The following is a 14,993-nucleotide window of genomic DNA, read 5'->3' on the forward strand; positions in this document are numbered from 1 at the left end:
AAACCCGTGAGCCAGCCAACACTGACAGGGCAGTTATGCTGGCTAAGCCGGGCTGTGGATCTTACTACTTATCAAAACCTGCCCAAAGAATAAAATGTACAGTGCCGACATTTTCTTCAAATGACTCTGATCAGATTTTATTTTAATTTTTTTGACTATACTGTCCGTCACACTACTGATGAAAAACGGCGCCAAAATGATTTATTCCTCGTAATGAACATGGCTTTTACCCTAGGAGCCTGTCGGGCTTAAGCTTTCGAGCATGAAATTCAGTAGAGCGAGTCAGATTTTTCGATGGATTTGTGCGAATAGTTGACCTATTTAAGCAAATTCATCGGAAAATATGGCCGCTCTTTCTGGATTTCAGGCCGAAATTTCCTTAAGTCCGACAGGCTCCTAGAAACCCGTACCTGCAGGGAAAAACCAGCATTAAAAGCATCATCAACATCCAATCCCGGTAGAGTCAATATGAATAAAGTGTGTAAACGATTTTATTGTTGGTGGGTATTTGTTCTCTCCTGGTTGTTAACCGCTTTATGCCATGGCGATGATTTTTTTGTCCAGCACATAGCTAATTTTTCGCAAAACCCATCACACTATTATTGTGTGGATTGCAAACCTGACAGTGAGCAGTCAGCAGGGTCAGATATTAAACAGTATTCCATAAAATTGGTTTTAGAATTTAATACGCCCGCAGCAAGGAGATATGATGAAAGCTTGTGTCTTTGTTTTACCAACGCTCTGAATATTGAATGTCATGACCTTGATATCCTCTTGAAATATAATCAAAAAGATTATGGCAGTAATGAACATAAACCCGTCTTCTGTTATCCATGGAGATCACTAAAAAAGGCAAAAAAGGAATTAGTATCATTTAAAAGAACAGAAACAGAAACAGAGTCCACTCTATGGATTCTGAAATTTACTGCCTTGGCCAGGACAACGCCAATGCTTCATGTTAAGGCCACTAAAGCCTATGCCCTTGGGACGTTTCAATATTTGACGTATCTGGCTTATCACCAGTCACCAAAATTGCCTTTTAGAAAAAACACTAAACAGTGGGTTGAAACGTTTTCAGGTGATGATTTATCTCATCCCAGAACGGAAGAAGTACAGTATTGCAAAAAATTTGAAGAAATATTCTGCCTTCCCCACCACAATAATTCTGATTTTCGTGATAAATTGATGTTATTTATTAAACGACTAGAAGGCGGCAGGCTTACTACCTGTGCAAATATTCCCAAAAAAACTGTTAAAAAAGCCGCTAGATTGCTGAATATTGAGCAGTGGCATTGGTTTTTTTACAGTACCAGGGATTATAATGAATTTAGTAATAATTTCGATCTCATCACTTCTAAAAAAATTGGTGGAATTAGCCTGAATTCTACGAAAAAGCGTTCGAAAAATTCTTATTGTCGCAGTGCCCAGTCATTCACCGGGGATAGGGTTTTCCCAACAAATGACCGTGAATATCAGCCGGTTAATCCACCAGCGCCCTACTTTGACACTGTCAATACTACAGGTTTTTTATATGAAGCGGGTGATGACAGGCAGGGTGCTTTTTTGCCTGACATGGGGCAAGGTTCTAATAACCATTTATCGACAACTGATGCTAACAATCCTGGCAGCTTAGAGGAACTTATGGCGAACGTTAGAGATGATGCGACGTTAGAAGGTATAAATGCGCCAGAACACCTGAATACCGGCAATACCACTGTAACGGATGACCAGGGGGAGGCGGAGGCTACTGGATATCAGCCAATTGATGATTCAGCACGTTACCTGTCTGATGATACAACGTTAAGAGGTATAGATGTCCTCATAGAACACCTGAATATCGGCAACACCACTGTAACGGATGACCAGGGGAAGGCTACTGGGTATCAGTCAGTTAGTGAGCTATGTGATGGTGACCACGACAGGCGCGGTGTTTTTTTCTGTAACGGATGGCAAGGTTCCAATGACTTTTCCTTGACAGCCACTCCTTTTGGAGAGAGAAGCCTCGATGATATAGATAAAAAACTTGATTTGATTAATAAGACTCAAGGGAAAAAGAGGGGAAAAAGAAAACAAGCGAGCGCGTCGCTAGATCAGCAGCGGCTGGCAGAAGCAAAATGGTCAGAAGAAGAGCAAAAGCTGGCAGGAGGAAAATTGCCCGAAGAGGGGGATGATCGGCAATATTCTCTGGAAATAGCACGCGCCAACTCCGTGTGTAAACACTATGAGCGAAACTGTAAAGTGAAATTTCCATGCTGTCTCAAATTTTATGGCTGTCATCGTTGCCATAATAAGAGTGATGAATGCGAAAAAGATGATAATAAAGCGCGCGACGCAACCCATATGCAGTGTCGTTTTTGCGGACACGAGCAAGAAATTGGTGAGGATTCTCAACAATGCAGCGTATGTGACTACAGAATGTCAGCTTACTTTTGCGCAACATGCAAGCATTTCACCAGCGGAGAATATCAACCCTATCACTGTGAGCCTTGCGGAATCTGTCGGGTTTATAAGAATCGATCTTTCCACTGTCACTTATGTAATATCTGCCTGGATAAAAGGCTTAAGGACAAACATCGATGCCGACCTAATTCAGGGCACGACGAGTGTTGTATTTGCCTCGAGGATGCTTTCTCAGGTTGCCAGATTTTACCCTGCTCCCACAAAGTTCACCGGGAATGTGCCATCGCAATGATTCAAAACGGTGTCAGTCACTGCCCCATTTGCCGACGCCATTTCCGTAGCGACGCACCACCGCCCAAAAGGCGATAAACGCCCAAAATGGCTTGTGGGCAGGTGTCAATGCAATGATCTGTCACTGATAAGTACACCATTTCCATCGGCATAAACCCATGAGCCAGGGTGTATATCAACTCCGCCAACGGTGACAGGGCAGTTATACTCGCCCGCTCCTTTTTTTTCTGTTTTCATTGGATGACTCCCCAGCGCCATCACACCCAATGATAATATTGACAGTATTTCTACATCCCGGACACAACCATTAATAATGATCCCTGACCAGCCGTTGCTAACGGCTTTCTCAGCCAGCCTGTCGCCTAACAGCGCTCGTTTGAGTGAGCCACCACCGTCAATAACTAACACATTGCCCTTACCGCCACGTAAGACTTGCTCACGAACCAGTGAGTTATCTTCAAAGCATTTAATCGTAACAATGACACCAGAAAAAGCCGTGATACCACCAAAATGACGCAGGGGTAAGTCTAATACAGCGACCTCACCAGGGTATTGATCGCATAAGTCAGGTGTTGTTAACAACATAAAGCGCTCTCTTTTTATACACGGCATGGGCTTACCCTTGCCGGTTTTATAGCCATCGTCGTTGACTACGTTAGCAAAGGCAACAGATAGTATTGGTTTATGACTGGTCAGCAAGATACAACCAGGTTTCGATCACCGAGTCAGGGTTCAGGGACACCGTATCAATCCCCTCTTCCATCAGCCAGCGAGCAAAATCGGGGTGATCACTGGGGCCTTGCCCACAAATCCCCACATACTTTCCTTGCTTTTTACAGGCCGCAATCGCCATGGACAACAGCTTTTTAATGGCAGCATTTCGCTCATCAAACAGATGGGCAATCAGGCCGGAGTCTCGGTCGAGACCCAATGTTAGCTGAGTCATATCATTAGAACCAATGGAAAAACCATCAAAATACTGGAGGAACTCATCAGCAAGCAAGGCATTGGCAGGCAGTTCACACATCATAATGAGCTTCAGACCCTTTTCGCCCCGGCGCAAACCAAAAGTATCAAGTAGTTCAACCACCTGTTTAGCTTCATCAGGTGTTCGAACAAAAGGCACCATCAACTGCACATTGGTGAGTTTCAGCTCGTCCCTTACCTGTTTTATCGCCCGGCATTCCAGCTCAAAACAGTCCCTGAAGTCTTTTGACAAATAACGGGAAGCTCCCCTGAAACCGATCATGGGATTTTCTTCATGGGGTTCATACTGCTGACCACCGATCAGATTCGCATATTCATTGGATTTAAAATCAGACAGACGGACAATCACTTTTCTGGGCGAAAAAGCCGCGGCAATGGTCGCCACGCCTTCTGCCAGTTTATCAACATAAAAGCTGACAGGATCAGCATAACCGGCAATCCGTTCATTCACCTGCCCTTTGAGCTCATCGGACAAGGCAGGGTAATTCAGGAGGGCTTTCGGATGAATCCCGATCATTTTTGCGATGATAAATTCAACACGGGCCAGCCCGACGCCGGCATTGGGCATGTTTGAAAAGCTGAAAGCTCTGTCGGGGTTGCCCACGTTCATCATGATCTCAAAGGGCAACGCAGGTAACGTGTCCAGATTTCGTGTCTGCTTGCGGTAATCAAGCAAACCTTCATAGATAAAACCCATGTCACCCTCAGCACAGGACACCGTCACATTTTGCCCATCGGTCAGCCGACAGGTCGCATCCCCACAACCAACCACTGCCGGAATAGCCAGCTCCCGGGCAATAATGGCAGCATGGCAAGTTCGTCCACCACGGTTGGTAACAATGGCAGAAGCCCGTTGCATAACCGGCTCCCAGTCCGGGTCAGTCATATCGGTAACCAGTACATCGCCTTCTTGTACCCGGTGCATTTCTTTACTATCGCGAATCATACGCACAGCGCCCTGCCCTATTCGTTGACCGATACTGCGGCCTTCGGCAAGTATTGTGCCTTTTTCGTGTAATTGATAACGCTCAAGAATATTACCCAATGCCCGGCTTTGTACGGTTTCAGGTCTTGCCTGAACCACATACAATGTGCCGGTATCGCCGTCTTTTGCCCATTCAATATCCATAGGACAACCATAGTGGTCTTCAATAATGACGGCCTGACGAGCCAGTTCGGTTACATCGCTGTCAGACAGTGAAAATTGTCTGCGCTGCTCTGTATCCACATCCACTGTGTTAACGGAACGCCCGGCAGCATTTTCACCACTGTATACCATTTTAATGGCTTTGCTACCGAGATTGCGGCGTAAAATAGCACGGTGCCCCGCTTTGATGGCAGGCTTGTGAACATAAAATTCGTCGGGATTGACGGCACCTTGTACGACAGTTTCACCCAAACCGTAGGAAGAGGTAATAAACACGGCTTCGTTAAAGCCCGACTCAGTATCCAGAGTAAACATGACACCAGAGGCACCTGTCTCACTGCGCACCATACGTTGAATACCGGCGGACAGGGCAACCTGTCGGTGATCAAACCCGTGGTGCACACGGTAAGCAATGGCCCGATCATTAAATAACGAGGCAAAAACTTCACGCACAGCCTGTAAGACATTGTCTGCACCGCAGATATTAAGGAAGGTTTCCTGCTGACCGGCAAAAGAAGCATCCGGTAAGTCTTCGGCAGTGGCAGAAGAGCGCACAGCCACAGGGATATCGCCTTTCCCTTCACACATGGTCTGATAGGCATCGACAATAGCCTGTTCAAAACCCGGCCGAAAAGGTTCCGCCATTACCCAGCCACGAATGGTTTTCCCCGCACTGACCAGTGCATGGATATCATTGATATCCAGCTTATCGAGCAATGCATGAATGCGATCATAAAGACCGCCTGCCTGAAGAAAATCCCAAAAGGCTTCTGCTGTTGTGGCGACACCATCAGGAACGTTGACCCCGGCGCCTGAAAGATTCCCCAGCATTTCCCCAAGGGAGGCATTTTTGCCGCCGACCTTATCAATATCTTTTGCTGTCAGCTGGTTCAATTGTATAACGTAGTTACTCACTATGACGCTCCTGTTACCATGAGATAGCGATAATAATTATGGGCCTGGCTAACCGGCGTGATAATTTTCGTCAATGCATGTTAACATTTGTTTTAATATGATAAACAGTTTTTTGGTCGAATTAATGAAAAGAAGCGTGTTTTTTGTCTCCGACGGTACGGGTATTACCGCAGAATCTTTTGGTCAAAGTCTGCTGGCACAGTTTGAAGGGCTTGAGGCAAGGCATACGACACTGCCTTATGTTAACAATCGTGACAAAGCCCTCGAAGCGCTTGCGTTGATACAATCTGCCAAAGAAAAGGATAGTCAACTCCCCCTTCTTTTTATGACCGTCGTCAATAAAGACGTATGCGCGGTATTACAGGGGTGCGGGGCTTATACCGTAGACCTTTTCGCAGCATTTATGCCAAATCTGGAAAAGGAACTCGGCCAGCACGCCCTTTACCGAATCGGTCAAAAGCGTTCAACCGCCTGTAGCAGTGAAACCTACCACCGTCGTATTGAGGCGGTTCAGTTTGCCCTGGAAAATGATGACGGTGTCCATAACCGACACTACGACAAAGCCGACATTATTCTTTTGGGCGCGTCCCGTTCGGGGAAAACCCCCACGTGTATTTACCTTGGACTACAGTTTGGCATCTTTGCCGCTAACTACCCCATTGCTGAAGAAGACCTCGAAGAAGGCAACCGTCTGCCAACGTCTTTATTGCCTTATCAGTCGCGGTTGTTCGGATTAACCATTGACCCTGATCGTCTGGCAGGTATTCGCCATGAACGTAAACCCAACAGTCGCTATGCCTCTGGCAGGCAGTGTCAATACGAGGTACGCGCAATCGAATACCTTTATGAGCGCTCAGGGATAAAATACATTAATACCACCGATTATTCAGTGGAGGAGATTGCCACACGCATTATGGCACTGGCGAATCTGGAGCGGCGGTTGAAATAGCCCCAGCGCCGCTTTGTATGGCCAGTGATGGGATAAAGTGATGGGATAAAAGGGCGTCATCACCGTGGATAGGGATGACGCTCTATTATGCTGTGTTTCTGTTGTGTTTCAAAAGTCGATCTGTCCATACCCACTTTTCAGCGTTGCCTGATCCACTGTAACCCCCCTGGCAATACTATCGCACTCCTTTAACAGTGTTTTAAAGCCCACCATCGTTTTAATAGCGTTTTTCATAGCGTCAATCAGCTTGAAACTAGAAGCTTCCGTATAATTTGAGTATTTCTGCTCGTGAAGCACTATTAACTGCTTACAATAATTGATAAAAAGATCGGGTCCATCTGGCCGTTGAAATACCATAGCAGGAATGAAAACACTGCCAGTTTTCAGGTTAATGAAAGGGCCAGACATCAATGACTCTAAAGCCTTTTCGAACTCATCCATATCATCTCTTACGCCACCTGGTTTAGCAAATTCTTTAAATAAACCTCTTTCTAAACTCATCATTCTGGTGCCAGAATCCCCATTATCAAGATCCATGATCTCATATATCTTACTATCCGAAGGCATCTTATTTCTGTATTGATTCAAAGCTGTCAGCATTTGGTCTAACCTGGGCAAGCCAATACCAGTGGACATCAGCTCGGTATGACTTTTCTCTGCATCCGAGTCAACTCTTTTGAATGGTTTGGGTTCATTGGCCATTGTCAGGTGACTCGTAAATTTATTGGACTTTTCTGCGTAGTTTTTCACCAAATTAACTAATTCACCGGCAATGGCCTCTTTTTCACTCTGAGTGGTTGCCTTATTGAAGGTATTTATAAGGGGCTCTATTAAAACCTTTGTGTCTTTCCTGTCATACATAAGGCACAAACAGTCAGAAAAATAGGATTCAGGAATGGCGATATGACTATTGATATCTTTGATATCTTTATAATGTTTTTTTCTAAATTGAACAGACTGCAACAGTCTGCAAAGTTCACGATTCTTTTCCTCAAAATAGCCTATTATCATAAAGTAACCATCCGAAGGAAAGAAACCCTCAATTTCCATTAACGCATGAGGGTTATCAGGTAATACCCTTTCTTCGCCGGCAAACTTTATAAACGTCCCGCCGAGGTTATATCCCGAGACACCGATGGGTGGCAATGATGTTTTCTCAGCAGATTGAGGAAAAAGCACCGTGGCCGTTTCAGCCGCATCACCGGTAAAACCACAGGCTCCGGGTGTTACGATTTGTTCCAGCACACGCCCTTCGTCTTTAGCGGCATCTTTTTTTGGCGCTACACGAGGTTCACAGGTAGGTGCTTGTGTTATCTTCCATTGACGAAAAGCTGTATACAGTTCTCCCGCTTTGAAAAAACCCAACCTGGAACGGCAAAAAGAAGCAACCTTATCACCCATGACCGATACAACAAGTCTCCCTTCTTTTGTTAAAAATACCCCTCCATTTTTATCTGCTTTTATTTGATGGTTATCGAGAGCTGTTTGAATAGCCTGGTAATCAATGGAAGTTGTTAAGCATTTTGCAGTATGCATGGTATGAACACCTTTTTGTTAATTTTTGTTAATTTTTATTAATGGAGGCTATAAGCCAGTCCTCATTACAGCTTTTGACCAGAAAGCATAAGTCGGTCAGGCTAGCCATTGAGCGCTGCCTGATCCACTGCACCCCCCCTGGCAATGCTATCGCATTCCTTTAACAGTGTTGAAAAGCCCACCAGCGTTTTAATAGCATCTTTCATTTCTATAATATTATTGGAACTGAAAAGATCACGGGTAAAACTGAAGTATTTCATTTTCTCGTGAATGACCATTAATTGTTTACAATAACTGGCAAATAAATTAGGCCCATCTGGTCTTTGAAAGACCGTAACCGGAATGCAAATACTGCCCGTTTTCAGGTTAATCAAAGGACTCGACATTAATAATTTCAAGGCCTTTTCAAGCTCAGCTATACTATCTTTTACGCCATCTGGTTTAGCATATTCACTAAGTAAATCTGAATTTAATTGTGCCATTCTGAAGCCATTATCGCTATTATCACGCTCTACGGTATTACATATTTCCGTTACCGAAGGCACCTTATTTTTGTATTGGTCCAACGCTGTCAGCATTTTCTCTAGCTTGAGCAAGCCAATAAAAGAGGGTACCAGCGCGGTATTACTTTTCTCTGCATCTGAGTCAGAACTTTTGATTGGTTTCGGCTCATTGCTTTTTGTAAGATGGTTCGTAAATTTATTGGATGCTTCTGTGTAGTTTTTTACCAAATCGACCAATTTACCCGCAATAGCTACTTTTTCACTCTGAGTGGTTACCTTATTGAAGGTATCTATAAGTGGCTCTATTAAAACCCTTGTATTTTTCTTGTCATACATATGGCGCAAACATTCAGAAATATGAAATTCAGGAACGGCTAGATAGCCATTGATAGTGCCATAATGACGTTCGATGAATTCACGAGATGCCACCAATTTGTAAAGTTCAGGGTTTTTTCTCTCAAAACTGGCTCTTGTCATAAAGTAACCATCGGAAGGAAAGAAATCCTTAATTTCCATTAACACATCAGGATTCTCAGGCAATACCCTTTTTTCGCCGGCAAACTCTACAGAAGTTCCAGCCTGGGTATAACCAGAGTATCGCGAGACACCGGTGGGTGACGGTGACGTTTTCTCAGCAGATTGAGGAAAAAGCACCGTAGCCGTTTCAGCCGTATCACGGGTAAAACCACAGGCTCCGGGTGTTACGATTTCTTCCAGCACAGGGTCTTCATCTTTAGCGGCATCTTTTTTTGGCGCCACACGAGGCTCACAGGTAGCCGCTTGTTTTATATGCCATTGATCAAAAGCTTTATACAGTTCTCTCGCTTTGAAAACGCCCAACCTGGAACGGCAAAAAGAAGCAACCTTATCATCCATGACTGATACAACAAGTTTACCGTCTTTTGTTAGAAAACACTCTCCTGCTTGATCTTTCTTTATTTGATTATTATTGAGAGCTGTTTGAATAGCCTGGTAATCGATGGGATTTATTGAACATTTTCCGGTATACATGGTATGGGCACCTTTTTGTTAATGGAGGCTATAAGCCAGTACTTATCGCAGCTTTTGACCATTAAAAGAAAGGCAGGTTCTAACAATAACCCACTGGTTAGTCACTCTAACGCTTTATTTGAGTTAATCGTGACCGATTACGATTGATACAGGGGCTGTGATTCATTTCGATAACAACACCCCCTAACTGAAAGTAATCTCTTTCACATCACACCGGGCGTCGAACAGAGCATAATTACGCCGACCATCACCACATTCAATATCGAGTGAAAGAATCAACGTTTGCGAAAGCAGGCTGTTAATCTCATGAAAATCAGCATAAAATTCAAATAAATATTCACCGGATGTTGGTAAGAACACATAAATTTTATTTCCCGTTTTATAGACGCCAAAATTATAGAAATTTATATTTTCTACATAGCAGGTATAGATATACCCCCTTCCATCATTTTCAAGGCAGATAAGCTCGTGGATAAACAGGCAGGGAAAATCAATCTCTCTATCTTTATACTTTATGCCTAAGGTTGAAAAAAATGCCAGTAGAGTCAGGGAGTAAGGACTATCATAGACCCGTTCGTCTGAGGGTAATACTGTTCGACTATTCATATGACAAAACGAGGCAGTGAAGAGTGAAATCGGCACCGAGGAGGCAACACGCGTCATCCTGGTATCAGCGCAATAGGATTCATCAGCAAATTTACTTAAATCATCATTATCAAGTCCACCGGTATTTTGGGTGTAGTAAACTTTTTCCAACGCATCTAACTCATCTAAATAGGGGCGCTTAAGTTGTTCAAATTTGTCTAAACTTTTTTTGGCATCACTGTGTATAATACTTAACCAGCTTGCGGTGATTACAAAGCTCACCTCTTCAATTGTTTTCTTTATTGTTTTCTTTGTTTTATTTACTAAGTCCTGATTTGCCTTTTTCACAATTTTATTGACGTTAAAAGCAGACTTTTGAACACGTTGTTCTGTCCACTCCCTATTTTTTACCGTAAAGTTATTTACGTTAAAAGAAGCTGTTCGACGACGCATGGCTAACCTCTGAATCACTGATAAACCATTGATGATATAACACTCACATCACTGGCGTTCAATAACGGTGTTATTCCCCCAAAGCCCATACATTACCCTGACTCTGTGGGACGCCCCACCCCGAATACAAGCTGAATGCCAGGGGCGATGTCAACGCCTGCAATCTGGCATCCAGGAGGCCGTCTTAGCCATGCTGTTATTGTCAAGACAGCTTTTTGATGGCTAACTGATGGCTAACATCGATACGAAATCATGGACTGGCATCTCTAACAGGCTTTCTGGTTGACAGCATAGCTGATAGATTTTCTCCTGTTGCCGCGCTGGGTATGTCAGTGACAAATTGGTTGTGAATTTCTTAAGCAGTAAGGGAATCCCTTCTTCCCTGCGCCGACGATGCCCTACCGGATACTCAATCACTACCTTGTCAGTACGACTGCCGTCCTCAAAAAACACCTGCACAGCATTGGCAATGGAGCGCTTTTGGGGGTCATGATAATCTTTGCTGAACCGCGCATCCTCTATGACCACCATTTTTTCCCGTAATCGGTCGAGTTCAGGATGATCCTGATGAAAACGGTCTTCATAGTGCTGCGCTTCGAGATTCCCTGTTAATAATGGCACAGCCACCATATATTGCAGGCAGTGATCACGATCAGCCGCATTGGCCAATTCCCCCTGCTTGGAAATAATGCGAATAGCCGATTCATGGGTGGTCAGCTCAACGCGTGCTATTTCCTGTGTACGGTCTTTTACCTCACGGTGGAGTTTAACAGCCGCTTCGCAGGCTGTTTGCGCGTGAAATTCTGCCGGAAAAGAAATTTTAAACAAAATATTTTCCATGACATAAGTACCGTAGGGGCGCTGGAAGCTGAATGTTCTGGCATGTTCGGGTTTAACTGTCTGGTCTTTATTATTTTTACTGAACAGCACATCATAAAACCCCCACTGGGGTGCGCTCAAGGCACCAGGCACTCCCATTTCACCCCGCATGGCAATATCAACAAGCCGCACCGCGCGAGAAGTGGCATCCCCGGCTGCCCAGCTTTTTCTTGAGCCGGCATTAGGAGCATGGCGGTAGGTGCGCAGGCTTTGTCCATCCACCCAGGCATGGGACAAGGCTGACAGCATTTGCTCGCGGGTAGCACCAGAGAGTTTGGCCACAACCGCTGTGGATGCTACCTTCACCAGGACAACATGGTCCAGACCCACACGGTTAAACGCATTCTCCAGCGCCAGGCAACCTTGAATTTCATGGGCCATAATCATTGCTTTGAGGACATCCCCCATGGTCAGGGGGGCTTTTCCCTCAGCGCTATTTCTTTGGGAGAGATAATCCGCAACAGCCAGAATTCCCCCCAGATTATCAGAAGGATGCCCCCATTCAGCGGCTAGCCAGGTATCGTTGTAATCAAGCCATCGAACAATACAGCCAATATCCCAGGCCGCTTTTACTGGATCAAGCACATAATGGGTGCCGGGCACCCGGGAACCGTGGGGTACAATTGTCCCATCAAAAATGGGACCAAGGTGCTTGGTACACTCGGGAAACTGGAGGGCAAGCAAGCCGCAACCGAGGGTGTCCATTAAACAGTAACGGGCCGTCTCCAGAGCTTCCTCAGAAAAATCCCTGAAATTCAGCACGTAATCAGCAATGACCTGGATGACCGAGTCGTAATCAGGACGCTTGTTTATATCGACATTCTCAACACTGGTGCTCATACGTCACTTGCCCTTGTTTTTGAGAGAGTTTTTGTGATAGCGGTGATAAATGGGTGCAGACTAACGGGGGGCGTCAACGCTGCTCAACAGGTATAAAAGCACGAGCCTCATAGCCAACATAGTCAGCGGACGGGCGAATAATCCGGTTATTGCCGCGTTGCTCCATCACGTGAGCTGCCCACCCTGCCACGCGAGAGCAAACAAAAATCGGCGTAAACAATGGGGTGGGAATTCCCATAAAGTTATAAGCTGACGCATGGAAAAAATCGGCATTGGCAAAGAGTTTTTTCTCCTCCCACATGACATTTTCGACAGCTTCGGAGACAGCGTATAACTGTGCGTTGTCAGCATCTTGGGAGAGCTTTTTGGACCAGGCTTTGATAATCACATTACGCGGGTCAGACTCACGGTAGACCGCATGACCAAATCCCATAATTTTATCCTTGCGAGCCAGCTTGTCACGCACTGCCGCTACAGCTTGCTCTGGCGATGAGAACTGTTCAATCATCGCCATGGCAGCCTCGTTCGCCCCACCATGCAACGGGCCTCTTAATGAACCAATAGCACCGGTAATACACGAATGCATATCAGATAACGTGGAGGCGCAAACCCTTGCGGTAAAGGTTGAGGCATTAAATTCATGTTCAGCGTAGAGGATTAATGAGACATCGAGGCAGCGTTGGTGAACATCTGAGGGTGAGGCGCCATGGAGCAACGTTAAAAAATGCCCTGCCACCGAGTCCTCATCCGTTTCTGTTTCAATGCGCGCTCCATCATGACTGAAACGGTACCAATACAATAAAATAGAAGGCAGCGCACCAATGAGTCGATTTGCCACCTGGTGTTGTTGGGTGAAATCAGCTTCTGGTTCCAGATTACCGAGTACTGAACAGCCGGTTCGCATAACGTCCATGGGGTGCGTGTCCGCTGGCAGCTCCTCAAGACACCGTTTCAACGCATCAGGCAAACGGCGATAGTCCTTTAATAACTGCCGAAAGCCCGTAAGCTCCTCAATGGTGGGTAACTCCCCGTGAAACAGCAACCAGGCGACTTCTTCAAAGCAAGCATGCTCTGCCAGTTCACTGATATCGTAACCACAGTAAGTCAAGCCTGTACCGGATTTGCCAACGGTGCAAAGGTGAGTTTCTCCAGCGCTTTGACCTCTGAGGCCGGCACCACTGAGCTTTTTATCAACCATATAACCTACTCCACACATGCCCGAAGAGAAAAATGCCTGTTTCGATAAAAAGGCGTTGCTAGGAGCCTGATCGAGAATAGCGCCCTTAGCGAGGATTGCGAGAAATTGAGGATAAAAATTTCTGTTTCTGAGGAAAATAGCGGGGCTATTTGATGAAGAAGCAGGAATTTTTAGACCAATTTATCGTAACCGCAGTAGCGCAGTCTATTCTCGGACAAGCTCCTAGTTGTTAGAACGTTATCATCAAGTAACACACCGTAACGGGTTATTCCTTTCCAGACAAGTCATCAAGCCGCTTTTCGTAGGCATGATAATCAAGGCATTGATAAAGCGCTTCGCGTGTTTGCATGGTATCGGTCACCTTTTTTTGATGACCGTCCCGCGCTATAGCCTGGTAGACGTGCTCCGCGGCTTTGGCCATGGCACGAAAAGCGCTCAGGGGATATAGCACCATGCTAACGCCGGCATCAGCCAACTCATGGCACTCAAACAAAGGCGTTTTTGTTGAGAATTCAGTGATATTAGCCAGGATGGGCACCTCAACCGCATCAGCAAATCGCTGGTAATCAGCAAGGGAGGTCATGGCTTCAGGAAAAATCATATCGGCGCCTGCTTCAATGCAGAGCCGGGCACGTTCAATAGCGCTTTCCATGCCTTCCACAGCCAGGGCATCTGTCCGTGCCATGATAACAAAGTTATTATCCACTCTGGCATCCACTGCCGCTTTTATTCGATCACGCATCTCTTCTTTGGAGACAATGGCTTTGTTAGGGCGGTGACCACAGCGTTTCTGGGCAACCTGATCTTCAATGTGCACAGCAGCGGCACCGGCTTTGCGCATTTCTTTAACAGTACGGGCAATAGAAAACGCCCCGCCCCAGCCAGTATCGCAATCAACCAGTAAAGGCAGCGCGCTTGCACTTGTTAAACGACGAACATCATCCAGTACATCGTTGAGGCAGGTCATCCCCAAATCCGGTAATCCGAAAGAGGCATTGGCTACTCCCGCACCTGACAGGTAAAGCGCCTGATGCCCTTGCTGCTCTGCCTGCATGGCAGCGTAGGCATTAATAGCACCGACAATTTTAAGGGGTTGATGGTTGGCAACCGCTTCCCGAAAGCGTGATCCGGGTGTTTGTATCATTATTCGTCTTCTCCTTTCTGGATCTACATTCTAAAACGATCTCAGAAGTTTGCTTATCTATTCTAACCTATAATAACGCATTTCCTGAGATTGAAAGGTAACTATACACTCTCTGACAATATGATCTGGTAGTTACTATCAGCGGGGGGTAAACT

Annotated in this window: 10 protein-coding genes; 2 read left to right on the forward strand and 8 right to left on the reverse strand. The window is 45.5% G+C overall.

The features are described from left to right. Positions 1–468: 468 nt before the first annotated feature. Complete coding sequence (locus tag V4C51_RS03085) at positions 469–2,769, forward strand: CHY zinc finger protein (protein WP_330924661.1); 2,301 nt, start codon at positions 469–471, stop codon at positions 2,767–2,769. Between the two features lie 27 nt (positions 2,770–2,796). On the opposite strand, the gene V4C51_RS03090 is transcribed toward V4C51_RS03085, so the two are convergent. Together V4C51_RS03090 and ppsA are read right to left on the reverse strand one after the other, a co-directional pair. Beyond that, positions 2,797–3,276, reverse strand: coding sequence for a putative 4-hydroxy-4-methyl-2-oxoglutarate aldolase (locus V4C51_RS03090; protein ID WP_330924708.1), 480 nt, complete (start codon positions 3,274–3,276; stop codon positions 2,797–2,799). A gap of 97 nt (positions 3,277–3,373) precedes the next feature. Further along, positions 3,374–5,740 (reverse strand): phosphoenolpyruvate synthase, encoded by a 2,367-nt coding sequence (ppsA, locus tag V4C51_RS03095; RefSeq protein ID WP_330924662.1) that lies wholly within the window; start codon positions 5,738–5,740, stop codon positions 3,374–3,376. A gap of 124 nt (positions 5,741–5,864) precedes the next feature. On the opposite strand from ppsA, the gene V4C51_RS03100 reads away from it, so the two are divergent. After that, positions 5,865–6,689 carry a pyruvate, water dikinase regulatory protein gene (locus tag V4C51_RS03100; RefSeq protein ID WP_330924663.1) on the forward strand — a complete coding sequence of 275 codons (825 nt, stop codon included), beginning with the start codon at positions 5,865–5,867 and terminating at the stop codon, positions 6,687–6,689. A gap of 108 nt (positions 6,690–6,797) precedes the next feature. Here the strand turns inward: V4C51_RS03100 and V4C51_RS03105 are convergent, their stop codons facing one another. From V4C51_RS03105 to prpB, 6 genes are all read right to left on the reverse strand, one after another. Further along, the gene (locus V4C51_RS03105) at positions 6,798–8,225 is read right to left on the reverse strand and encodes a hypothetical protein (protein WP_330924664.1); all 1,428 of its coding nucleotides are present in this window, start codon (positions 8,223–8,225) and stop codon (positions 6,798–6,800) included. Between the two features lie 101 nt (positions 8,226–8,326). After that, positions 8,327–9,739, reverse strand: a complete 1,413-nt coding sequence (locus V4C51_RS03110) for a hypothetical protein (RefSeq protein ID WP_330924665.1) — start codon at positions 9,737–9,739, stop codon at positions 8,327–8,329. 183 nt (positions 9,740–9,922) lie between these two features. After that, the gene (locus tag V4C51_RS03115; protein WP_330924666.1) at positions 9,923–10,777 is read right to left on the reverse strand and encodes a hypothetical protein; all 855 of its coding nucleotides are present in this window, start codon (positions 10,775–10,777) and stop codon (positions 9,923–9,925) included. 222 nt (positions 10,778–10,999) lie between these two features. After that, positions 11,000–12,496, reverse strand: a complete 1,497-nt coding sequence (locus V4C51_RS03120) for a bifunctional 2-methylcitrate dehydratase/aconitate hydratase (protein ID WP_330924667.1) — start codon at positions 12,494–12,496, stop codon at positions 11,000–11,002. A gap of 73 nt (positions 12,497–12,569) precedes the next feature. Beyond that, positions 12,570–13,694: a bifunctional 2-methylcitrate synthase/citrate synthase gene (prpC, locus tag V4C51_RS03125; RefSeq protein WP_330924668.1), complete on the reverse strand. Its 1,125-nt coding sequence runs from the start codon at positions 13,692–13,694 to the stop codon at positions 12,570–12,572. A gap of 265 nt (positions 13,695–13,959) precedes the next feature. Further along, positions 13,960–14,838 (reverse strand): methylisocitrate lyase, encoded by an 879-nt coding sequence (gene prpB / locus V4C51_RS03130; protein ID WP_330924669.1) that lies wholly within the window; start codon positions 14,836–14,838, stop codon positions 13,960–13,962. Positions 14,839–14,993: the final 155 nt, after the last annotated feature.

The organism is Candidatus Sororendozoicomonas aggregata, from assembly GCF_031528575.1.
Taxonomy (GTDB): Bacteria; Pseudomonadota; Gammaproteobacteria; order Pseudomonadales; family Endozoicomonadaceae; genus Endonucleibacter; species Endonucleibacter aggregata.